Origin of the sequence: Serpentinicella alkaliphila (assembly GCF_018141405.1) — a bacterium.
GTDB classification, from domain to species: Bacteria; Bacillota; Clostridia; order Peptostreptococcales; family Natronincolaceae; genus Serpentinicella; species Serpentinicella alkaliphila.
In genome coordinates this window covers 1,195,463-1,218,512 of sequence record NZ_CP058648.1, presented here as the reverse complement: position 1 = coordinate 1,218,512, position 23,050 = coordinate 1,195,463, and the positions used below count along the sequence as shown (strand labels likewise).

Here is a 23,050-nt window from a genome sequence, read left to right as displayed (position 1 = left end):
TTATATTCTATCATTTTTTAAAATTTATATAAAAGAAGTCTTGTAATCAGTATAAAATATTTTCATTTCAAATACTTACTTAAATTTTAGAATATTCAATGCTGCTAATACGGATGTAATCGGTATAGTAAGGACTAACCCAACACTTCCACACAACGAACGTATTATTTCCGATGCAATATACTGAGAATTAACTATGTCAACAACTGCCATATCACTAAATATAAAGATCAACAACAGGGGCAAAGACGTCCCTACATATGCTAGTATTAGAGTATTAGTCATAGTTGCCATTATATCCTTCCCTACAGACAGTCCTGAAAAGAATAGGGAACGTATTCTTGTGTTAGGGTTATTTCTTCTTATCTCACATATTACTGATGTAATAGTCATACTTACGTCCATTACAGCTCCCAATGCACCAATTATTATTCCACTATATAATAGCCCCCTATAATCAATAGGAACCGTCGAGTATGCAACTAATAGCTCTACAATTTCATCCGATACTCCAGTTAAATATATTTTATTTCCAAAAAATATCGCTAAAACTCCCGAGGTCATAGTCCCCCCAATAGTGCCTAGAATTGCAACCAGACTCTTCTTAGTAAATCCACTTATTATTATAAAACTCGAAACTACTATAATACTGCTAACTATTACTGCTGACATTATTAAATTATACCCTCTCATTATCATTGGTATAAACAAATATATTAGACAGAGAGCAGTAACTACAAGAGCAATAAATGAACGAAAACCCTTAAAGCCTCCAAATATAATTAATAGCATAAAAAACATTCCAAATAGAATTTTTAAATATCCATCTCTTACTACATCCAAAAAGTTTACAGACTCAATTACATCACCATTGACACGAATATTCAAAAATACCTGCATATCCTCTTTAAGGCTTATGTTACTTTTTGAGCCCTCGATTAAAAGATGTTTAAAAATTAGTCTATCTGACTTAAATTGCCCTTCCAATATAATAGCTTCCACTATTTGTATTTGAACTTCATCCTCTTTATCTTCTTCCACTCTAGTAATAACAGATCTAACCTTTTCATAATATTCATTGGAAATTCTATTATTACTATAGGTGACCATTGGAAACATGCATAAAATTATAATCAGAAGAATTCCCTTTTTTATATATTCCATGTATTGTCCTCCTAATATTTAAGCATAAAAAATCTAAATATATTAATGCTTATTTAAAATTTATATTATTAGAAAGGACTATATATTAATAAAAAAGATAATTTTAATAACTATAATACAAAAATATCTTTATATATTTAAACATTCTAAAAAAACTTTTTCAAATTTAACATCATCTACCTCTATAGAAACATTTATACACGACGGACCATCATCTTTTCTTTCAAGCTTCCCTCTTTGGATAGCATCCCCTTTAACAATATCTATATTAGTTCTTCTCGTTTTAATAATAGTTCTATCAATTGCATAGGCCACAGTTAGAGGATCATGCACCAAACAACCTTCTATACCATATTTGTTTTTGTATCGATTTATCCAGGGTTCTGTAATGCTAGAAACTAGTTCCTTAAGATTTGTATTAATTATTTTATTAATATGATTTCTATTTAATATAACCTTATTTGTTACATCTAAGGTTACCATCGTAATCCGAATACCAGAATTCATTACTAGATCCGCAGCTTCAGGGTCTTTGTATATATTAAATTCCGCATAAGGAGTAATATTTCCTGGGCATTCAACAGCACCACCCATTATAATCGCCTCTTCAATAAATCCTTTTATATAAGGAGCTCTCTTTAAAGCTAAGGCCAAATTCGTTAAAGGTGCAGTTAAAATTAGAGTTGTCCCCTTATCCTTATTCTCCATTATAGTTTCTATTAGATATTCTACCGCTCGACCCTCGTGTATTTCGTTCGTTTCAATTTCTACATCCCTTAAAGCACCAAATAATCCGTCTATACCATGCATATTCGAGCCTGTTATATATTCACCTCTACATGAAGTCTCGGATCCACTTAATACCGGAATGTTCATCTCATTTAAAAAATATAATACCTTCTTGGTGTTTATTGCAGCCTGCTTAGCTCCTACATTTCCCGCTACAGTGGTTATACCTAACACATTTATTTTCCTGCTTTTTATAGCCATAATTATCCCCAAGGCATCATCAACACCAGTGTCAACATCCATTATTACATTTTTCATGCTTTTTTCCATCCTATCCGTTTCATTATGTACTAACGATTACGTTACAGAGCTACATTTTTAAATAATTCGAGGAAAGTTTTTTATATTAAAAAAAGAAGTAGCCTTTGCCACTTCTTTTGTTTTTTAGTCAACTGAGTATGGTAGTAATGCCATTTGTCTTGATCTTTTTAACGCAATCGTTAAAGCTCTTTGGTGGATGGCACAGTTCCCTGAAATTCTTCTAGGAATGATTTTTCCTCTTTCAGTAATGTATTTTTTTAGTTTTTGAACGTCTTTATAATCAATATGATTTATTTTGTCTGCGCAAAAAATACAAACTTTCTTTTTAGTTCTACGTCTTTTTTTATTAATCACTTTTATCCCTCCTTCTAGAACGGAATATCTTCATCTTCTATGGATTCGAATTCATCTAAATCAATGTCATCAAAATCATTACTTGAACTTGAGTTATTCGAGCCAAAGGTATTTCTTGATGATTGCTCATTTTTGCTACCCCACTCTAAAAACTCAACTCTACTTGCTACGATCTCAGTGATATATCTTTTATCACCTGATTTAGCCTCATAACTACGGTTTTGTATTTCCCCTTGTAGTCCAACCAACTTTCCTTTAGATAAGTAGTTAGCACAATTTTCAGCAGGTTTTCCCCATACTACCACATTAAAGAAATCTGCTTCATTAGTTTTAGAGTATGCTCTGTTAACAGCAACACTAAAGGTGGCCACTGATTTTCCATTAGCTGTAAAACGTAATTCGGGGTCTTTTACAAGCCGCCCAATCAATATTACACTATTCAATTAAGACACCACCCTATTAAATTACTTTTCTTCTAAGTTAAAAATCATATGTCTAATTACGTCATCAGAAATTCTTAAATTTCTATCAAGTTCCTTTGGAATATCAATTGCAGCATTGAAATTTACTAATACATAGTAGCCTTCTCTAAGCTTGTTAATTTCATAGGCTAATTTTCTATTTCCCCACTCATCAACATTTTCAATTTCACCATTAGTTTCGATGATTCCTCTAAACTTTTCTAGTAATTGATTTCTTCTTTCTTCTTCAACATCTGACTTTAAGATGTACATTAATTCGTATTTTCTCATATTTTCACCTCCCTCTGGACTATGCGGTTCTGTTTTATTACAGAACAGAGAAATGATTCTCTCACACAACATAGTATTATATCACTATGTTTAGTGCTTTGCAATTTATTTATTTTAATATTATTAAATCTTTCTTGAAAGCCTTTAAAAAGTCCTTTTTATACTTTAATGCAGCTTCAATTTCTAGGATTGGGTTATTGTCCGTAATCACCTTAATAATTACCACCTTTTTAGTTATATCACACTCTATATTTTTTACACTAGCATACTCACTCCTATCAAGTTTTTCTGCAATTTTTAAAAATATACTTAGTTTCTTAATATTGTCATAATCCTCTTTTTTTATAAGCATATTATATTTTTTCCAATCCTCCTTAAAATCCGCATCCCGATGAAAGCCCACTAAATAAGCACACAATAGCTTTTCCTTATTATCCATACCATTTATTTTACTGTTTAAGGTAAGATAAAATCCATGTTGATGATGATTATAGTAATCAATATAATTTCCTATATCATGAAGCAAAGAAGAAGTAGAAAGTAATTTTCTATATCCTTCGTCAAATTTATGAATCGACTGAGTTTGATCAAAAATTTCTAGAGCTAGTTTTCTAACATGGTAACAATGCTGTAGGTTTAAGTTGTAGTTCTTTAGAATGTTAGTTACACTATGCTCTAAAACATCATCTAACCTCATATTATTGCATTTAATCTGTTTAAGATAATATTCATAAAAAATGCCTTCCCTAACTCCATTACCACTAATTACAAGGTTGTTAGAATTTAAATATTCCATTATTACTTTAATAGGCACTAGGCCTCCGATAATAATATCCGCCCTTTCCTTATTAACTCCAGGCAGTTTAATTCTTCCGTCTAAGTCCTTACTTGTAATTTCTTTATACACTCTAGAAACTTCCTTGTGATCTAGTTGATAGTTATGAAGACTATTCAACGGAAAAGCAACTTTGTTTTTATTTACTTTAGCTAAAGTTCTAATAGTTCCGCCTAAACCTATAATTGGTAACCCCACGGCACTCTTTAACCACTTTATTCCGCTCAACACCTTAATCATAAAGTTCTCTAGTGTCTGTATTTTCTCTTGAGTTACCTGCTCTTTTCCTAAAAATTGCTCAGTTAATATAATAGATCCATAAGGAAGACTTATGGATTCTTTAAACCTTTTATCTAATACCAGAGATATTTCAGTGCTTCCCCCACCAATATCAACAATAACGCAATTTTCAATATCAATTGTATTAATGACACCCAAATAGCCATAATAGGCTTCTTTTTCCCCGGCAATAACATCAAAATTCATATCTAATTCTACTTTTATGCGTTTTAAAAACTCATCCTTATTAGTTGCATTTCTAACAGCAGCTGTTGCAATAGCCATAACTTCGTCTACTTCATGGGCTTCTATAATTGCTTTAAATAGCATCAGAACGTGTAGAGTCCTTTCCATGGGCTCTTTTTGTAAAATTTTCTTATCACCCATCCCCTCACTCAGTCTTACCATTTCCTTAATTTCATCTATCATCTTAAATGACCGATCCCTGTAAATTTTCATTATTAGCATTCTAATTGTATTTGAACCCAGATCAATCACAGCAACTTTATTTACCACAGTTTGCACCTTCATTCTAATAAATCGTTTTCGATAAAGTAGTTTTGAGAATTAACAATCTTTTTTCCACGTCTATCAATCTTTTTATATATTCCTTCAGAATTCATCAATCGTGCTTTTACATTGTCCGCCAAAATTACATGTAACATCTTGACCAACCTTGATTTTAGTGAAGTATCTTCTACTCCAAACATCAATTCTACTCTTCTATATAAATTTCTAGGCATTAAATCCGCACTAGTTAAATATACCTTTTCTTCCCCATCATTATAGAAATAGAGGACTCTTGTATGCTCTAAAAATCTACCAACAATACTTCTAACCCTTATATTTTCACTTAAGCCATCTACCCCTGGTTTTAAGCAGCAAATGCCTCTTATTATTAGTTCAATCTGTACACCTACTAGGGAAGCATCATACAATTCTTTAATAATATCCGTATCAACTAATGCATTCATCTTAATTACTATTTTAGACATTTTACCAAGTCTAGCATTTTCAGCTTCATTCTTAATTAAAGACAAAATGGTTGACTTTAAATTATACGGAGCTAAACAAAAACTTCTCATATTGGGCACATCCGAACAGCCAGTTAACATATTAAATAAAGAAGTGGCATCTTCACCAAAGCTTTCTCTACATGTAAATACACCTATATCAGTATAAAATTTGGCAGTAATATCGTTGTAATTACCAGTGCTTAAATGTACATATCTCTTCACCCCATGACTTTCCATCCTTACAACCAAGGTTATTTTACAATGTGTTTTTAATCCTACCAAACCATATACAACATGACAGCCAGCCTTTTCTAGTTGCTTAGCCCATTGAATATTGTTCTCCTCATCGAATCGTGCCTTTACTTCAACAAGTACCGTCACCTGTTTGCCTCTTCCAGCTGCTTTCTTAAGGGATTTAATAATAGGGGAATCTCCACTTACCCTATATAGGGTTTGCTTAATGCTTAAAACCTTCGGATCATTAGCAGCTCTATTTATAAATTCAACAACAGGATGAAAACTTTCAAAAGGATGAAATAACATAATATCCTTTCTCTGTATAACTTCATATATGTCATTTTTGTCTATTAGATCCTCTGGTGTTCTAGGGTTATGAACAGGATATTTCAAGTTATCATATCCATCAAAAAACATAAAAGCATTTAGAAATGTTAAGTCTATGGGTCCATTTATTTTGTATATTTCACCCTCTTGAACTTCCATAGATTTCTTCAATATTTGTACAAGCTTATCATCCATTTTCGAATCAATTTCTAATCTAATGGCGGCTCCTGTTTTTCGCTTCTTTAATGTTTTTTCAATTTCCTTTAATAAATCCTCTGCCTCTTCTTCATCTATAGTTAAATCTGCATTTCTAGTAATTCTAAAGCAAAATGGAGATACAACATCATAGCCTAAAAATAGTTTTTCCACAAACATTATTATAATCTCTTCTAGAAGTACATATCTTCTTTCTTCTCTTTTTTCTACCGGGAGCTGTTTTAATCTAGGCAACACAGAAGGTACTTGTACAATTGCAAATACGCTATCACTTATGTTTTTATCATTCTTTATATTCATCGCAATATTTAATGTTTTTCCTAATATTATTGGGAATGGTCTACTTGAGTCTACTGCCATCGGAGTTAATACAGGAAAAATAACATCAATAAAATATTGCTCTAAGTATTTTCTCTCCTCATTAGTTAGATCATTTTTATCTACTAAACTAACGCCATTTTTCTTCATCTGCGGTATAAAAGACCTATTATATGTATTATACTGCTCATAAACCATCCGCCTAACTCTATTTTCTATGAGATCTAATTGCTCCATTGGGGTTAACCCAGAGGAATCAGTTTTAATATAATTAGCATTTACTTGATCTTTCAATGAAGCTACCCGTATCATGAAGAACTCATCAAGATTAGAGCTGACGATTGACAAAAACTTTAATCTTTCAAACAAAGGATTGCTTTTATCCTTCGCCTCCTCCAAAACCCTATGATTAAATTCTAACCAACTTAGCTCTCGGTTAATAAAATATTCTTTTTTGTTCCCATAACAATTCCTCATATTTATCTTCCTTCAGATCAAGTTTTATATTCTCATACAATATTATTCCATTTTTGTGTTTTTGATTATAAATCAAATATGGTACTATTACAACTATTAAAGCTGATACTCATTTTTAAATACAAACTATTTTTCAAGACTAAATTTTACATAACCTTAGATTCATTAATTATTTTTAACTATTTTACTAATACTAAACTTAAATATTTGCTTCTAAAAATATTTTCATTTTATAAAAAGATTTTTTAAAATTAGTGTATATATTTTCTGATAGATGGTAATTCTATTTATTAGATAGCCCCCATAATACAACATTTTATTCATCCCAATCTCCCCCTTAACTTAAAGGCGAGTGGAATATTATCCACTCGCCGATTTTTTATTACTCTTTAGTTATTATTTTTTTAACTCTTCTTTCCAAATTCGCCCTTGCAATCCATAACTGTTTTTCACACTTAGTACACTTAATTATAAAATCTGCACCAGTTCTAATTATTTCAAATTTGTGATTTCCGCAAGGATGTTGTTTCTTTAACTCCAAAATATCTCCTACTTTTAAATCCAGTGGCATACCTTTCTCCGATATAAAACCGGATTTCACCGTCCTTTCCGTTATGCTTCCATCTTATTTATTATTACTCTTCTTGGGTAAGGTATCTCAATACCAGCCTTATCAAAAGCCTGTTTGAAAGTTTTCCTCATAAGCCTCTCAGTAGCCCACTGCTCCATTGGTACAGTTTTAGCCATAATAGTAATCCCCACCTCAGATTCTCCTAATTTAGATACCCCTAACACCGTAGGACCTTCAAGAATACTATTAGGATTTTCTTCCTTAATCTTCTCACAAGCCTCACTTAACACTTCGATAGCATTATCAATATCTTCTTCATATGAAATTGATATTTCAACTAAAGCTCTCATTTTACCATTACTTTTATTAGTCACTTTTTTTATTTCTCCATTCGGAATAATATGCAAATCACCATTGAAATCTCTTATTTTAGTAACCCTCAAGGCCATTTCTTCAACTATACCACCAATTCCATCTAATTGTATTAATGAACCTACATTAAATTGCTCCTCAAACAGTATAAAGAAACCAGTAATTATATCTCTCACAAGATTCTGAGCTCCAAAACCTATAGCCAGTCCACCTATACCAGCCGTGGCTACTAGTCCAGTTATGTCCACGAAAAGTTTAGCTATAGTTGTAAACGCAATAAAGTATATTACATATTTGACTAGACTTAATACCAATCCCTTCAAAGTATTAATACGATTAATGTCTGTATTAATTTTTAAGGTTTTTTGTTTTTCAAAAAACTGTATTAAAACAGGATTAATCAACCTAATACTAATTTTTGCAACTGCTAATATAACAATTATTCTAATCAGTTTACTGACGACATCATGAAAAAATATTAATCTTAAGCTTTCTAACACACTCTCCATACTTCACCTCTTATCGTAAATAATAGCACGAAATACATCAATAAATAGTAACTACTTAAATCATAACATACTTTAAAAATATTAACAAAAAAACATGAGAATAATCTCTCATGTTTGAATTTAAATATATATAATGCTGTGCACCTCAATTCGACATGTGTCCATAGCCGTTACCTAAGCAGTTAACTCTAATCAGGCTACCCCACGGCACACGAAAATGATCACTTACCGTTGCTTCCTTCCGGACCTGGCGGGGTTCATGAGTTTCCATTGCGTAGGACCCAATTTTCATCATCACTTACTTAAGCCAGCACTACAGGCATCAAGCCTCCGTGAGGAGTTCAACCCCGCTATAGCGGATTTGCGGGTTACAGGGCGCCGCTACATCCCCGTCTAGCACAGCAAACTTTAAACTTTTTTAATGGCGGAGAGAGCGGGACTCGAACCCGCGGGACCTTGCAGTCTTACACGCTTTCCAGGCGTGCCCCTTAGCCAACTCGGACATCTCTCCATTACTTTTTAGCTCTCAGTTCTCTGAAAAAGCTTTTCATTAAAGCAGAGCATTCTTCTTCCAAAACACCTTTTATAACATGAGATTGATGATTTAGCTCATTCATCTGTAGCAAATTTAGAATCGACCCTCCAGCGCCAGCCTTAGGATCCATTGCACCATAAACTACTTTATCAATCCTACTTTGTATAATTGCCCCTGCACACATAGGACAGGGTTCTATTGTAACATATAAAGCACAGCCTGTCAATCTCCATCCTGAAATAGCTTCACAAGCCTGTTTTATTGCAATTAGCTCTGCATGGGCTAATGCATCGCCGTTTTTTTCCCTTAAATTATATCCACTTCCAATTACTACATCATCTTTTACAATAATGGCTCCAATAGGCACTTCTCCTATATTATAGGCCTTACGTGCTTGATCTAAAGCCAACTGCATATATTTTTCCTCCACCGGAACCTCCAAATAATTATGCACTAAGAAGACCAATCCTTCTAGTACAGGTATAGGAAACTATAATTATCTGTAATTTCATAAATTGTTTTTCTAGTTACAAATGATAGTGTAACATGATTTATATAAAAAATCAATTTCTATATTTTGATAAAAATGCCTAAGCTTATCATTTCAATTTAACCTAGTAATTATTCAGTAATATATAAATATATTAGAGAAAGCAGACAATACTTTTGCCTGCTTTCCTTAAATATCTTTATTTTATTATATCTTTACCGTTTAAATAACCTCTTAAGGCCTCAGGTATTACTACTGTCCCATCCTCTTGTTGATAGTTTTCCAAAATTGCAGCCAAGGTTCTTCCAACCGCTAAACCAGATCCATTAAGGGTATGTACAAACTCAACCTTTCCTTTTTCTTCAGGTCTAAATCTAATATTCGCTCTTCTTGCTTGGAAATCTTCAAAATTACTACAAGAAGATATTTCCACATATTTGTTGTAACTTGGCATCCAAACTTCAATATCATATTTAAAGGCTGCAGTAAAACCTAAATCCCCAGTACAGATTTTTACCACTCTATATGGTAGTTTTAGTAGTTGTAATACTTTTTCCGCATTATTTGTTAGCCTTTCTAATTCTTCGTATGAATCTTCTGGCTTAGTAAATTTAACTAACTCAACCTTATTAAATTGATGTTGTCTAATCAAACCTCTCGTGTCTCTACCAGCAGACCCTGCTTCTGATCTAAAACATGGAGTATATGCTACATACTGTAATGGTAATATACTAGAGTCTAATATTTCTTCTCTATGCAAATTTGTAACCGGCACTTCAGCAGTTGGAATTAAAAAGAAGTCTCTTTGAGCCACTTTGAAGGCATCCTCTTCAAACTTAGGTAATTGGCCCGTACCCGTCATACTATCTCTGTTAACCATGAAAGGCGGTAATATTTCTAAATAACCATGCTCCTCTGTATGTAAGTCTAGCATAAAGTTTATTAACGCTCTTTCAAGCTTCGCCCCTAAACCTTTATATACTGTAAACCTAGAACCAGTCACCTTTGCTGCCGATTCAAAGTCCAACACACCCAAATCCTGTCCAATATCCCAATGGGCCTTTAACTCAAAATCAAATTTTCTCGGCTCTCCCCATTTTCTAACCTCTTCATTATCGTCGTCAGTCTCACCTTGTGGAACTTCCGGATTCGGCACATTAGGTATTCTAAGAAGTGCATAATTTAATTTTTCTTCAACCTCTTTTACTTCACTATCTAGTTTTTTAATATCATTAGATAGCTCTTTCATCTTATCCATTATTTCAGTAGTATCTTTACCCTCTTTTTTCAACCTTGGTATATCTTTAGATACGACATTTTGTTCACTTTTCATTTGCTCAACTTGTTGTAATATTTTTCTTCTTTGTTCATCTAACTCTACCACATAATCTAAATTAAAATCCTGTTCTCCCCTTCTTGCCATAGCTAATTTGATATTATCTAAATCCTGTCTAATTCTTTTAATATCCAACATATTATATCCTCCCTCATATATATGTATAAACAAAAAACTTCCCATCCCTAACAAAGGGACGGAAAGTAAAATTCCGCGATACCACCCTAATTGATTTGCCTAAACAAATCCTCTCAATGCACGTAACGGATGCAACCGATTTTGCTAATGTTAATTAGCAAAACAACTCCGAGATGGATTCAACAGTCAACAATACCGGTTTTCACCTACCACCGACTCTCTAAAAAAGCCTTCTGTTTACTAGTTCTCTTCTTCGCTTTAAACCTTATTTCGAGAAGTATTTTACCATAGTTTACTTTTGCTTTCAATATTAATTTGTAATAATTAAGCTTAATGCTTATATTTTACATCTATTATTATCTTTTTTCTGTTTTTTATTCTTTTTTGTATATGTAATCATTATATGGTAATAATTTAAATAATTAAAAAACAGGGGGTATACTAATGAAGGAAATAGATATCTTAGGCCAGTTAAGTGATTTAAAAAATATCGATTATAGAAATACACTTGCCATCGCCACACTTATAGAACTATTGGTTGAAAAAGGAATTATAACAAGACAAGAATTCGCAAAAAAAGCTCAGCATTTAGATCACATGTCCTTAGAGGAATTAAAGAACGTTAAAACTTCCAATAAAGTAATGAATATATAAAAGCAAACCTTATTAGATAGCTATGGCTATCCAATAAGGTTTTTATATTATTATTATTCACTTAGTCTTTTTAGTTGTTCTAATAACCTTTCTAACTCATTTATATGTCTACCATATTCAGCCCAATTCCCCTGTCTTGACGCTCCGTTAGCTTTTTCGAAAGCATCATTTGCCCTGGTAATTAGTGAAGCTAAGGTATCTATGTCAAACTCTTCTCCCAATTCATTATCAGTCCTAGGACTTTCATCTATTCTAGTTGATTCACCAAATATTCTATTTAATGCTAATGTTAGAGAATCTTCCATAACAATTTCATCACCGAAAGCAACAATGACCTTCCTCATTTCTGGAGGGCTATTTGTATTAGCAGCCTTTATATACAGTGGCTCTACATATAAAATTGAATTTTCGATAGGTATAACTAGCAAATTACCCCTAATAACTGTAGAGCCCCCTTCACCCCATAGGGTTAGTTGAGGGGATATAACTGGATCCTGATCAATTCTAGCTTCAATTTGCATTGGTCCATATATATTTCTGTCCTTTGGTAATCTGTATAAAATTAACTCGCCATAGTTTTCCATATCATTTCTAGCCATTAATAGGGCAGTCATATTATTTAATTTATTTGGTGTATATGGTATTGATAAAACAAACTCTTCTCTTTCCTTCCCAGGGAGCTTGAATATCATATATTGAGATTCAACATTTTGCTGAGCCCCGTAGTATTTTTCCTGAGGTATATTCCACAAATCCTCTTCAGTATAAAACACCGTAGGATTATTCATATGATATAGCTCATAAACCTTGGCTTGAATATCAAATAGGTCCTGCGGATACCTAATATGTTTTCTTAGACCCTCAGGCATTTGATCTAGATCTTTAAATAGATTAGGAAAAACACCCTTATAGGTTAAAACTACAGGATCCCTATAATCAGAAATATAATAGTCTACATCACCGTTATATGCATCAACTACAACTTTTACTGAATTTCTAATATAGTTTTTATTTTGTGATAAATATGGCTTAGAGTAAGGATATCTTCCTTCGATTGTGTATGCATCCATAATCCAAAACAATCTTCCCTCATGTATTACTATATACGGGTCCTCATCATAGTATAAGAATGGCGCTATTTTTCTAACACGTTCAGTTATATTTCTATGGTAAACAATTCTACTTTCACTCGTAATACTAGTAGATAAAAATAGCTTTGTACTCCTATGCCTTAATGCATATAGTAGTCTATTAATACCACCTAGCGAGACCCCTGCTGTGCCTTCATATAGGGTTTCAGCATTATCTTCTCCTAGAGGATAATCGAATTCCTTTTCTTTTGTATTTACAACAATATAATGATTTGTTAATTCACCAAAATATACTTCGGGTCTAGCCACATTTATATCTGAAGTACTAACTGGCGGAATATTTCTAATCAAAAGTTCTGGCTGACCTTGAGCAGTTACTTGATTAACCGGAGATAAAGCAACCCCATACCCGTGAGTATATTTTAAATGATAATTAATCCAGGTTTTCGCATTCTCACTAACGTGATTTATATCAAGCTCTCTTGGAGCTAAAAAAACCTGTGTGTATTTGCCATTTACTGTATATCTGTCAATATCAACATCTAAAAATCTATAATAAGGTCTTATAGCTTGTAATTGGTTATATGATTCAATTGTTGGCCTATAATCATTAATTCTAATATTTCTAATTGTTTCATTATTATTATTAATGTCATCAATATTTAGATTTTCGTTAACATCATAATCCTTGATCGTAATATTATCTAACCCATATGCTTTTTGTGTAAAACGTATATTGTTTTCAATAAATGGACGTTCTCTTTGCAACACGTTAGGGTCAACTACAAAGCTTTGAACCGCCGTTGACACCACTCCACCTAGTATGCCTATTAAAACAAAACTAATCGGCGCTAATAAAGCAAGTTTATATTTTCTTTTTTTGTATGCTATAGGTATAATGATCGCACCTAGTCCAGCCACACCCATACTCAGCCTATAAAATAACAGCCCTACTTTTACATCTGTATATGATGCACCATAGACAGCCCCTCTAGTGGAATACAGTATGCTATATGCTCCAAAATAGTTTTTTATAGCTAATATTATAAAGAAAATAACAACTATTACAACAATCTGCTTAAGTCCTATGTCAGCAAAGTTTTTAAAAAACATTTCGTTCGAGCGAAGCATTGACTCATTCTCAAACATTGTAGGCTTTCTTATAATATACAAAATTACATGAAAGATTATTGTTACAAACAATATTGCAACTAATATACCTATTATTGTATTTAATAACTTTTCAAACAAAGGTAGCTTGAACATATAAAAGGATACATCTTTATTGAAAATCGGATCTGAAATATTAAAGCTTTGTGCATTAATAAATGTCAAAATATCAAGCCATAGACTTCCTGCTATAGCAGTACTTGTTATGTAACTTAAAAAAACCGAAGGTATTAATAAAATTCTATTTAGACTTTTCTCACTAATACTAGTATCATACAATTGAACTTTCTTATAATAGTTCTTCTTTATTAACTGTAAATATAAATAATAGAACACTAATGAAATAATAAAAAGTGGTATACCCAACTTGAACTGAGTAGTAATTTTCAATAGAAAAATCTGTTCATATGCTAGGTCCTTAAACCATTGATAGTCTGTAATAAACATTAGAATTTCAGAAAAGAATGCAATGGAGAATACTATACCTATAAAAAATATAACACCTATTAGCTTCTTCCTGCCCATAATCCATCAACCCCCTTATTAGTTTGCCAGAATATTATAATTCTGCATAATAAAACACCCAATAGTCCTTTTCATTATACTATTGAGTGTTACTTTTTACAAACTATTGATTCAGTTTTAAATCCCCATACTTAATCCACTGTTTTCTTCTCATCCACTCACTAATTAATAGTGTTATTATTGCTGGTAAAATAAAGTGTAATATTGCCATAAATATAAAGACTTCATTTGGTGAATTCCCATTTTCAGTTACCATTTTAGCGTATGTTCCAAATTGACCTACCAGACCACTAGTTCCCATTCCAGCACCCACTCTATTACTTTCCATTCCAAATACAGTTGTGGCTAAGGGACCAACTATTGCACTTGCTATAGTTGGGGGAATCCAGATTAGTGGGTTTTTAATAATGTTAGGAACTTGAATCATACTTGTTCCAAGACCCTGTGCAATTAAGCCCCCTACCCCATTTTCTCTGTATGATGATACTGCAAAACCAACCATTTGAGCTGCACAGCCTGCAACCGCAGCTCCAGCAGCAAGACCATCTAACCCTAGAGATATAGCTAGAGCAGCACTACTTATTGGAAGTGTTAATACCATGCCCATTACAACAGCCACTATTATTCCCATAGGTAGTGGATGCAATACTGTAGCATCGTTAATTCTTCTTCCTAACCAGGCCATTAGAGCTGCAACAAACGGAGCAACAAATACCCCTGCAAGTCCTCCTAATATAATTGTAATTATTGGCACTAACACTATATCTACTTTTGTCCTTCTAGCAATAAGCTTTCCAGCTTCAGCACCTATTAGGGCTGCTACAAAAGCCCCTGCTGGCTCACCAATTCTAATTGCATAGGCACCCGTATCTGCTAAAAACACAGAATTTGCCCCTATAGCTCCAGTTACAATCGATGCAAATATTGCTAAAGGTGGGGCCCCAATTGAGTATGCCACCCCTGCCCCTATGGCCGGCCCCATTAAAAACTGTGCCACTTGCCCGAAGGCTGCAAGTTGAGGTATACCCATTTGTTCACCAATTTGTTTTAATATTAGTCCGATAATAAGAGAAGCAAATAATCCTAAGGCCATCCCATTAAGGGCTTTTGTAAAATATTCTCTTAAAGAAAAACGATTTCTAGTTTCTTTCATTATTAGTCCTCTTTTCTATGCTTATTTATTTGTGTTTTTACACGTGTCTTGTCACCTATTAATAAAAAATATAACACATCAATCATCATTAATCAAGTACCCTTTTTCTTGAAGTACTTTTTTCATCATATTAAAGTTTTCTTCACTTGAAATTTCAATAGTATGTATATGTACACCTTCTGTTAAGGTTGATAGTGGTTCTGCTTTTTGATCTGAAATGTTCTTTAGAAATTCTTCTAATTCTTGCTTATGTCCAATATCAAGTATTCCTTTTATCTCACCATATATAGGATGTTCAACTATTACATCCAAAATGCGAGCCCCGAAATCTATCATTATTTGTAACTCTTCTCTCATAGCCTCATAACCTTGATGCTTAGATACCACTGTTTTTCTTAGCTTTTTTATATTATCTAATTTTGGCAATATGTATCCTTGTGGTGTAGCCATTATATCTTCACCCTGGGCTCTTAAAAGGGCTATATCCTGCACAATTACTTGCCTAGATACATCAAATATCTTAGCTAGGCTGCTACCTTTTATTGGTTTACCTGAACCCTTAAGTGCATCTAATATTTTATTTCTTCTTTCAACGCTATTCATATAGTACACCCACCTCGTAATATTAATTTCTTCATTATAGATTATTTTATACTAATTAATAATAATATACAAAAAATAGAAGTCAAAACTTCGACTTCTATTAATTACAATTTTATATTATTTTTCAATAGGTTTCATCGTAGGGAATAAAATAACGTCCCTTATTGATGGAGAATTAGTTAATATCATCATTAAACGATCAATTCCTATACCTAACCCCCCAGTTGGCGGTAATCCAACTTCTAAGGCATTTATGAAATCTTCATCAAGCATGTGAGCTTCATCGTCCCCTGCTTCTCTTTGAGCAAGTTGCTCCATAAATCTTTCTTTTTGATCTATCGGATCATTTAACTCGGAAAAGGCATTTGCAATTTCCCAGCCATTAACAAAGGCTTCAAATCTATTAGTTATTTCAGGATTATCAGGATTTCTCTTTGCCAGTGGAGATACCTCTACTGGATGATTTGTAATAAAAGTAGGTTGAGCTAAGTGTTTCTCAACAAATTCTTCAAATACTTCATTTATTATATGGCCTTTTTTCATACCCTTCTTAACTTCGATTCCTAATTTTTTAGCTACCTCAAATGCTTCCTCATCAGATTTTATTTCATTAAAATCTACATCAGCATATTTTTTACAGGCATCAATCATAGATATACGATTCCATGGTGGCGTTAAATCTATTTCTTTACCTTGATATTCTATTTTAGTAGTACCTAATGCTTTTTCCGCTACATAGGCAATTAGGTTTTCTGTAATTTCCATCATATCATTATAATCTGCGTAGGCTTCATACAGCTCTATAGTTGTGAATTCTGGATTATGTTTAATTGACATTCCTTCATTTCTAAACAGTCTACCAATTTCATATACTCTATCAAATCCACCAACAATCAGTCTTTTTAAATGTAACTCCGTAGCGATTCTTAGATACATATCAATATCTAATGTATTATGGTGAGTAATAAATGGCTTTGCGCTAGCCCCACCAGCAATAGTATCTAATATAGGAGTCTCTACCTCTATGTATCCTCTGTTATCTAAAAACTCTCTAATAGATTTAATTGCCTTAGATCTAGTTAAGAAAGTCTTCTTAACTTCTGGGTTAACAATTAAATCTACATATCTTTGTCTATATCTTAAATCAGTATCCTTTAATCCATGGAATTTCTCAGGTAAAATTTGAAGAGATTTAGTTAGTAGTCTAACTTCTGTAGCCTTTACAGAAATCTCTCCCTTTTGTGTTTTAAATACATCTCCAGTTACTTCTAAAATATCTCCTAAATCATATGTAACAAATAAATCATATGACTCAGTACCTATTCTATCTTCTCTTACGTATACCTGAATTAAACCATCTTTGTCCTGAATATTAATAAACCCAGCTTTACCATGGCCTCTTTTAGCCATAATTCTACCGGCAATTGTAACTACTTGCCCTTCTAACTGTTCAAAATCACTTTTTATAGCATCGCTATAATGGGATATATTAACTTTTTCAACTTTAAAAGGGTCCTGTCCCATATTTTTAAGCTGCTCTAGCTTATCTCTTCTAATTTGTAACAACTCATTTAAATCTTCATTAACAATATTATTGCTCATCTTTGGTTCACACCTTTCACAAAACAAAATACAAATCTTACATATTAGATTGATCTATATCTATTTTTAATACCTCGTATTTAGTAACACCATCAGGAATTTGTATCTCAACCTTATCTCCTACTTTTTTTCCTAAAAGTGATCTACCTACAGGAGATTCATTTGATATTTTTAGCTCATAAGGGTCTGCCTCTGATGAACCAACTATTGTATACTCCACTATTTCATCAAATTCTAGATCTTTAACTTGTACTTTAGTGCCAATACTTACTATTTCTAAATTTATATCGTCTTCATCAACTACTTTAGCCTTTTTAAGAGTATTCTCAAGCTTCATAATTCTTTCTTCTACTTGAGCCTGCTCATTCTTAGCCTCATCATACTCCGAATTTTCACTTATATCACCAAATGCAATAGCTTGCTTTATTCTTTCTGCCACTTCTTTTCTTCTTACTGTCTTAAGATATTCTAATTCGTCTTCAATCTTTTTTAAACCTTTCATTGTTAATACAATTTCTCTACCTACCATTATATTCTCTCCTTCTCCGTTATAATGAATAATCCCCTTAAAGAAACATTATTTATACCTATGATGTTAGTTCATAATATATGTCTATACACAAATTTTATTCTAAAATCTATTTGGAAATTTTAACTACGTTACTTAAATTATAATAAAGCACTGAAAGCTCAGTGCCTTTTACTTCGTAGATATTATATTCTACTATATTTCTAATGTCAAGTTAAATAACATAATTATTGAATTTTAAAGCATCTACTTAACTTTTACTATTTGAAAAGGACGAGCATTCACCCGTCCCTAATAACCTGCTAGCTCTTATATTAGACCTATAGAGGCTAAAATTATCCCAACAACTACAGCGATAATTGGAATAAAGCAACCTACCATAAAAATGTCTTTATATGAATCCTTATGAGTCATAGCACACACAGCAAGTAGCGTTAATACAGCTCCATTATGGGGTAGTGTATCAAGACCACCACTAGACATAGATGCGATTCTATGAAACGCCTCTAAAGGGACGCCAGTTTGGGCAGCAAGTTCTACATATTGAGCTCCTAGAGCTTCTAGCGCGATACCCATTCCACCAGAGGCTGAACCTGTTGCTCCTGCAAGAATATTTACCGCTATTGCCTCAGATATTAGTGGATTTCCTTCTATGCTCAATACAAAATTAACTAAACCTTGAAACCCTGGTACCGCTCTAACTACCGCACCGAATCCAACAGCCGCACTAGTATTAATAATAGCTAAAACAGATCCTGCAGCACCGGCATTGATTGTTTCAATAAGTTTCGGTAGTCTATTAAAGCCTAGGGCTATACCTACCAGTGTACCGGCTATTAAAGAAGTTATAATATTAAATTTAAATAAGTTTAACAATATAATAACAGTTAATAAAGGTAGAGCAGATAATAAAGGATTAGGTAATGATGCTTCATTTACTTCTTCGATTTTTTTGTCTAATTCAACGAAGCGTTCCCCTGCGGCAGTTAGCTTTTTCTGACTATAATTCATCCACAACAATCCACCACCAGCCATTACTATTGCTCCTACTACTCCAATAATTGGAGCTGCTGTTGGCGTAGTTCCAAAATACTGCATAGGTATTAGATTTTGTATCTGTGGAGTTCCAGGAAGAGCTGTCATAGTAAATGTAAATGAACCTAGAGCTATGGTGCCAGGAATAAGCTTCCTAGATATATTAGCTTCCCTAAACAACGCTACAGCTAATGGGTATATAGCAAACACAACTACAAATAGAGAAACTCCTCCATAGGTTAATATACCACAAGCAGCCACAACTGCAGCAATTGCAAACTTAGTTCCAATTAGCTTTGTTATCCAAAACGCAACAGATCGGGCTGCTCCAGACTCATCCATAACTTTACCGAAGATGGCTCCAAGCATAAATACAGGAAACCACGACTTAGTAAAATTTACAAAACCGGTCATATAGGTGTCTGTATACGATGGTAAAAGCTCTAATCCACCTGTTAAAGCAACTATTGCTGCACAAATTGGTGCAACCCAAATTATTGACATACCTTTATACGCTAAAAACATCAATAAAGCTAAACCTATAATAATTCCAAACATATATAATCTCCTTCCTTTTCCAATTATTATATTAAAACCCTAAAGAGTTATAATATATATTCCTTTATTGTTATAGTTTGTCCAACTTTTTTAATATGTAACAATTATTTTTCGAATGTTTATGTTTTTAAAGTTTAATAAAATGCTCTATTCTTGGTTCAAGTCCAACAGTTCTATAAACATCTTCATAGGAGATTTTTTTATGAACAAATTTGCTATTATTAATAATAGTCTCTATAAGTGCCTCCATAACATTTGTTCCAAAGGATCGTTCACCTAGTTTCGGCGTTGTAGTCACTAGTAGTTTAACTCCCCTTGTTTTTAGTTGAATAATATCCTCCTTCGTAACCGTATTTGTTATTATTATTTTATTTTTTAAATCCATCGGCATATATCTCTTTATATAATGAAAGTCTCCAGCTATAATCTCTGCGTTTATATAATAATTATTAAATCTATTTTTATTCTCAAATTGACGCCCACCAGTAGGATATATCATTCTAAAAGGCAAGCGACTGACAATAGGAAGTAATATCATAGCCATTTTATTTAAGGTACTTAATGAATATATTGGAATATTACAATTCAATGCAAATAGCATATCTCCAATAATTATTTTCCCACCACATTTTTCTAATGCTTCTGTCATTCCATACCTATCTAAGGCAGATGTAACTAGTATTGACTTGTTTTTAAAATCTACTACACCATCTTCCATTAACTTATATATAATATTTCTTTCAAAAGTATATTTATATTTTGAGCCATCGTATAACGGAGTATTTTTTGCTGCTTTTTTTAACTTTAATGCATCCCTTAAAATGTATTTTCTGCTTCCAGTTTGCAAAAACAAATCGATACCTCCTATACCGAAGGCATCGATTTTTCCATCTAATTCTTTAATTAATCTAATAGCATTATTAAAACTACCATTTGAGCCAATTCTCTCTATATGGTAGTTTTCACCCAATATATTTAAAGTATAACTATAGTCTCTTTTAGAAGTACCTAGACTTACACTAACAATTCGTTTCATCAATTCATCCTCCAATTGTTTGAACTATTGCTAGTGTTGACAAAAATTACACCCTATATTCTCTCTAAATTGTATTTAGAAAACCCTCCAATAAACCTTTTATCTCTTCAATAGACAAAGCCTTATTTACGTTGTTTCTTACTTGGGCTGAGTTTTTAAGCCCTTTGAGATACCAAGCAATATGTTTTCTCATTTCTCGTATAGCAACGTATTCACCTTTGTGCTCAATACATAAATCCATATGCTTATAAATTGTATTAATAATTTCGATAATACTTGGAGGTCCCTCTATTATTCCATTCTCCATATAATTTTTAACTTTTTTAAATATCCACGGGTTACCTTGTGCCCCTCTACCTATCATGATGCCGTCACATTTAGTTTGTCCTAATATTTGAACCGCATCTTCAATAGTAACTACGTCACCATTGCCTATTACAGGTATTGATACTGCCTTTTTAACCTGTCCAATAATATCCCAGTCCGCTTTACCAGAATAAAATTGCTCTCTAGTTCTTCCATGCACAGTTATGGCGGAAGCCCCGTTTTCTTCTAAAACCTTCGCCACTTCCACTGCATTAACATTATCTGCATCCCAACCCTTTCGGATTTTTACTGTAACTGGCTTTACAGATTCTTTTACAACCGCTTTTACTACTTCTCCTGCTAATTTGGGATTTTTCATTAAAGCACTTCCGTCACTATTTTTAACTATTTTAGGAGTTGGGCAGCCCATATTTATATCTAAAATTATATTCTCCCTGTTATTTAGGGTATAGGCTGCCCGAGCCATTATATCTGGATCGGAGCCAAATATTTGAATAACCACAGGTTTCTCAGCCTCTTCTATTTTTAATAACTGCTCTGTCTTCTTATCATTATAATAGAGTCCCTTTGCACTAACCATTTCCGTATAAACCATTCCACAGCCAAATTCTTTACACAATAGTCTAAAGGGTAAATCTGTTACCCCTGCCATAGGTGCAAGAAATACATTAGTATCAATATTTAAGTTTGCTATTTTCATACAATCACCTTCTTATAACATAAAATTAAAACTCTATTTATTATACACAAAATACTCCTTCTGTAACAATTATTAATAAAAAAAAATGATAAGGTATATGCCTTATCATTTAGTTCCAAATATATATAAACAGTATTATTGGCTTTTGTTGTTTCAAATAAATAAAGACCGATTAAAAGTCTCACTAATCTTTTTGACTCAAACTCTCAGCTTTCATTCTTAATTGTTCAGCTAGAGTAAACAAGGATTGAATCGCAGCATTAACCTCTTGTATAGCGCTTACCTGCTCATCTGAGGTTATATCAATCTGTTCAGTTTTTTTAGCTATATCCCCATATGTAATTTTTATTGCTTCAACTATTTTCTCAATATTCTCAACGGATTCCTTAGTAGATGTAGAAAGCTTTCGAATTTCCTCTGCAACTACACTGAATCCTCGCCCAGCATCACCGGAGCGGGCTGCCTCAATAGCGGCATTAAGACCTAAGAGATTTGTTTGTTGAGCAATTTGTTTTATTATTAATGTAATATCACTACTTTTATTAGCATGGTCTAAAGCCTGTCTTGAAAGTCCACCTAAGCCACTACCTATTGAACTCAGATTTTCTGCTTCTGCACTAATTTGTTGGGAAGCAGCTTGTAATTCTGAAATACCCGTATATAATACTTCTGCCATTTGCATAAATTCATCCTGTTTCTTAATTGATTCTAAGAAAACTACTGCACCAACAACTCTATTATCCTCATGAATTGGAGTTGCAATACCTATGTAGGGAAATCCAAACACCTCTCTACCTACTTTATTTGAAAGCAACTTATTTTGCTGCATACATTTATATGCTAAAGTCTCTTCTTTAACCCTATCTCCAGGCCTTACGGGAAAATCTATTTCCTTACCACGAAAGAAACCAACATATTTTTCTCTATCCACTATAGCTATAGCTATATCACTACTGTGAAGCTTAATTAGATATGGTGCAATTTCAATAAAATATTGCAATTTCTTTGGTATTTCATTCATTATATTCATCCCCTCTTAAATTAAATCCAAAAACTGCTATTAGTAGTACACCACAGTATAAAAGATTTAT

Annotated in this window: 21 protein-coding genes, 1 tRNA gene, 1 other RNA gene and 1 other annotated feature; of the genes, 1 reads left to right on the top strand and 22 read right to left on the bottom strand. The window is 32.8% G+C overall.

Features of this window, described 5'->3' with window-relative positions; translation table 11 throughout:
• Nucleotides 1-75 precede the first annotated feature (75 nt).
• The 13 genes from HZR23_RS06150 to serS form a co-directional block, all read right to left on the bottom strand.
• The gene (locus tag HZR23_RS06150) at nt 76-1,164 is read right to left on the bottom strand and encodes a YibE/F family protein (protein ID WP_132848911.1); all 1,089 of its coding nucleotides are present in this window, start codon (nt 1,162-1,164) and stop codon (nt 76-78) included.
• A 129-nt stretch (nt 1,165-1,293) separates the two neighbouring features.
• Nucleotides 1,294-2,211, bottom strand: coding sequence for a nucleoside hydrolase (locus tag HZR23_RS06145; protein WP_165913714.1), 918 nt, complete (start codon nt 2,209-2,211; stop codon nt 1,294-1,296).
• Nucleotides 2,212-2,337: 126 nt separating this feature from the next.
• Nucleotides 2,338-2,568 carry a 30S ribosomal protein S18 gene (gene rpsR, locus HZR23_RS06140; RefSeq protein ID WP_207667898.1) on the bottom strand — a complete coding sequence of 77 codons (231 nt, stop codon included), beginning with the start codon at nt 2,566-2,568 and terminating at the stop codon, nt 2,338-2,340.
• Between the two features lie 14 nt (nt 2,569-2,582).
• On the bottom strand, nt 2,583-3,011 hold the full coding sequence (locus HZR23_RS06135; RefSeq protein WP_132848908.1) for a single-stranded DNA-binding protein: 429 nt from the start codon (nt 3,009-3,011) through the stop codon (nt 2,583-2,585).
• Between the two features lie 21 nt (nt 3,012-3,032).
• On the bottom strand, nt 3,033-3,320 hold the full coding sequence (gene rpsF / locus HZR23_RS06130) for a 30S ribosomal protein S6 (protein ID WP_132848907.1): 288 nt from the start codon (nt 3,318-3,320) through the stop codon (nt 3,033-3,035).
• 109 nt (nt 3,321-3,429) lie between these two features.
• Nucleotides 3,430-4,950: an exopolyphosphatase gene (gene ppx / locus HZR23_RS06125; RefSeq protein ID WP_165913713.1), complete on the bottom strand. Its 1,521-nt coding sequence runs from the start codon at nt 4,948-4,950 to the stop codon at nt 3,430-3,432.
• Between the two features lie 11 nt (nt 4,951-4,961).
• The gene (locus HZR23_RS06120) at nt 4,962-7,025 is read right to left on the bottom strand and encodes an RNA degradosome polyphosphate kinase (RefSeq protein WP_132848905.1); all 2,064 of its coding nucleotides are present in this window, start codon (nt 7,023-7,025) and stop codon (nt 4,962-4,964) included.
• Nucleotides 7,026-7,407: 382 nt separating this feature from the next.
• Nucleotides 7,408-7,596, bottom strand: a complete 189-nt coding sequence (locus HZR23_RS06115) for a DUF951 domain-containing protein (protein ID WP_165913715.1) — start codon at nt 7,594-7,596, stop codon at nt 7,408-7,410.
• 41 nt (nt 7,597-7,637) lie between these two features.
• Nucleotides 7,638-8,477, bottom strand: coding sequence for a mechanosensitive ion channel family protein (locus HZR23_RS06110; protein ID WP_132848904.1), 840 nt, complete (start codon nt 8,475-8,477; stop codon nt 7,638-7,640).
• A 136-nt stretch (nt 8,478-8,613) separates the two neighbouring features.
• Nucleotides 8,614-8,879: signal recognition particle sRNA large type (ffs, locus tag HZR23_RS06105), an RNA gene on the bottom strand.
• A gap of 20 nt (nt 8,880-8,899) precedes the next feature.
• Nucleotides 8,900-8,988: transfer RNA gene (locus HZR23_RS06100), tRNA-Ser, on the bottom strand.
• Nucleotide 8,989: 1 nt separating this feature from the next.
• Nucleotides 8,990-9,427, bottom strand: a complete 438-nt coding sequence (gene tadA / locus HZR23_RS06095) for a tRNA adenosine(34) deaminase TadA (RefSeq protein ID WP_132848903.1) — start codon at nt 9,425-9,427, stop codon at nt 8,990-8,992.
• 274 nt (nt 9,428-9,701) lie between these two features.
• On the bottom strand, nt 9,702-10,976 hold the full coding sequence (serS, locus tag HZR23_RS06090) for a serine--tRNA ligase (RefSeq protein ID WP_132848902.1): 1,275 nt from the start codon (nt 10,974-10,976) through the stop codon (nt 9,702-9,704).
• 51 nt (nt 10,977-11,027) lie between these two features.
• Nucleotides 11,028-11,239 (bottom strand) — a binding site (T-box leader).
• Between the two features lie 181 nt (nt 11,240-11,420).
• Between serS and HZR23_RS06085 the strand changes: the two genes are divergently transcribed.
• Nucleotides 11,421-11,630, top strand: coding sequence for a hypothetical protein (locus HZR23_RS06085; protein WP_132848901.1), 210 nt, complete (start codon nt 11,421-11,423; stop codon nt 11,628-11,630).
• Nucleotides 11,631-11,683: 53 nt separating this feature from the next.
• Here the strand turns inward: HZR23_RS06085 and HZR23_RS06080 are convergent, their stop codons facing one another.
• The 9 genes from HZR23_RS06080 to HZR23_RS06040 form a co-directional block, all read right to left on the bottom strand.
• Nucleotides 11,684-14,416 (bottom strand): UPF0182 family membrane protein, encoded by a 2,733-nt coding sequence (locus HZR23_RS06080; protein ID WP_132848900.1) that lies wholly within the window; start codon nt 14,414-14,416, stop codon nt 11,684-11,686.
• Nucleotides 14,417-14,519: 103 nt separating this feature from the next.
• The gene (locus tag HZR23_RS06075; RefSeq protein ID WP_132848899.1) at nt 14,520-15,569 is read right to left on the bottom strand and encodes a PTS transporter subunit IIC; all 1,050 of its coding nucleotides are present in this window, start codon (nt 15,567-15,569) and stop codon (nt 14,520-14,522) included.
• A 78-nt stretch (nt 15,570-15,647) separates the two neighbouring features.
• Nucleotides 15,648-16,172 carry a transcription repressor NadR gene (locus tag HZR23_RS06070; protein WP_132848898.1) on the bottom strand — a complete coding sequence of 175 codons (525 nt, stop codon included), beginning with the start codon at nt 16,170-16,172 and terminating at the stop codon, nt 15,648-15,650.
• Nucleotides 16,173-16,289: 117 nt separating this feature from the next.
• Nucleotides 16,290-17,774 (bottom strand): lysine--tRNA ligase, encoded by a 1,485-nt coding sequence (gene lysS, locus HZR23_RS06065; RefSeq protein ID WP_132848897.1) that lies wholly within the window; start codon nt 17,772-17,774, stop codon nt 16,290-16,292.
• A 37-nt stretch (nt 17,775-17,811) separates the two neighbouring features.
• A complete protein-coding gene (gene greA / locus HZR23_RS06060; RefSeq protein WP_207667899.1) occupies nt 17,812-18,306 on the bottom strand; it encodes a transcription elongation factor GreA in 495 nt (164 codons plus the stop codon).
• Nucleotides 18,307-18,612: 306 nt separating this feature from the next.
• On the bottom strand, nt 18,613-19,896 hold the full coding sequence (locus tag HZR23_RS06055) for a GntP family permease (protein ID WP_132848895.1): 1,284 nt from the start codon (nt 19,894-19,896) through the stop codon (nt 18,613-18,615).
• 127 nt (nt 19,897-20,023) lie between these two features.
• On the bottom strand, nt 20,024-20,932 hold the full coding sequence (locus tag HZR23_RS06050; protein WP_132848894.1) for a quinate 5-dehydrogenase: 909 nt from the start codon (nt 20,930-20,932) through the stop codon (nt 20,024-20,026).
• A 64-nt stretch (nt 20,933-20,996) separates the two neighbouring features.
• Complete coding sequence (dusB, locus tag HZR23_RS06045; RefSeq protein WP_132848893.1) at nt 20,997-21,959, bottom strand: tRNA dihydrouridine synthase DusB; 963 nt, start codon at nt 21,957-21,959, stop codon at nt 20,997-20,999.
• A 184-nt stretch (nt 21,960-22,143) separates the two neighbouring features.
• A complete protein-coding gene (locus HZR23_RS06040; protein WP_165913712.1) occupies nt 22,144-22,980 on the bottom strand; it encodes a methyl-accepting chemotaxis protein in 837 nt (278 codons plus the stop codon).
• Nucleotides 22,981-23,050: the final 70 nt, after the last annotated feature.

Coding starts and splice junctions, on each gene's coding strand:
- HZR23_RS06150 (WP_132848911.1), bottom strand. CDS start 1,164: ATGGAATATATAAAAAAGGGAATTCTTCTGATTATAATTTTATGCATG.
- HZR23_RS06145 (WP_165913714.1), bottom strand. CDS start 2,211: ATGAAAAATGTAATAATGGATGTTGACACTGGTGTTGATGATGCCTTG.
- rpsF (WP_132848907.1), bottom strand. CDS start 3,320: ATGAGAAAATACGAATTAATGTACATCTTAAAGTCAGATGTTGAAGAA.
- HZR23_RS06120 (WP_132848905.1), bottom strand. CDS start 7,025: ATGAGGAATTGTTATGGGAACAAAAAAGAATATTTTATTAACCGAGAG.
- HZR23_RS06115 (WP_165913715.1), bottom strand. CDS start 7,596: ATGCCACTGGATTTAAAAGTAGGAGATATTTTGGAGTTAAAGAAACAA.
- HZR23_RS06110 (WP_132848904.1), bottom strand. CDS start 8,477: ATGGAGAGTGTGTTAGAAAGCTTAAGATTAATATTTTTTCATGATGTC.
- tadA (WP_132848903.1), bottom strand. CDS start 9,427: ATGCAGTTGGCTTTAGATCAAGCACGTAAGGCCTATAATATAGGAGAA.
- serS (WP_132848902.1), bottom strand. CDS start 10,976: ATGTTGGATATTAAAAGAATTAGACAGGATTTAGATAATATCAAATTA.
- HZR23_RS06085 (WP_132848901.1), top strand. CDS start 11,421: ATGAAGGAAATAGATATCTTAGGCCAGTTAAGTGATTTAAAAAATATC.
- HZR23_RS06080 (WP_132848900.1), bottom strand. CDS start 14,416: ATGGGCAGGAAGAAGCTAATAGGTGTTATATTTTTTATAGGTATAGTA.
- HZR23_RS06075 (WP_132848899.1), bottom strand. CDS start 15,569: ATGAAAGAAACTAGAAATCGTTTTTCTTTAAGAGAATATTTTACAAAA.
- HZR23_RS06070 (WP_132848898.1), bottom strand. CDS start 16,172: ATGAATAGCGTTGAAAGAAGAAATAAAATATTAGATGCACTTAAGGGT.
- lysS (WP_132848897.1), bottom strand. CDS start 17,774: ATGAGCAATAATATTGTTAATGAAGATTTAAATGAGTTGTTACAAATT.
- HZR23_RS06055 (WP_132848895.1), bottom strand. CDS start 19,896: ATGTTTGGAATTATTATAGGTTTAGCTTTATTGATGTTTTTAGCGTAT.
- HZR23_RS06050 (WP_132848894.1), bottom strand. CDS start 20,932: ATGAAACGAATTGTTAGTGTAAGTCTAGGTACTTCTAAAAGAGACTAT.
- dusB (WP_132848893.1), bottom strand. CDS start 21,959: ATGAAAATAGCAAACTTAAATATTGATACTAATGTATTTCTTGCACCT.
- HZR23_RS06040 (WP_165913712.1), bottom strand. CDS start 22,980: ATGAATGAAATACCAAAGAAATTGCAATATTTTATTGAAATTGCACCA.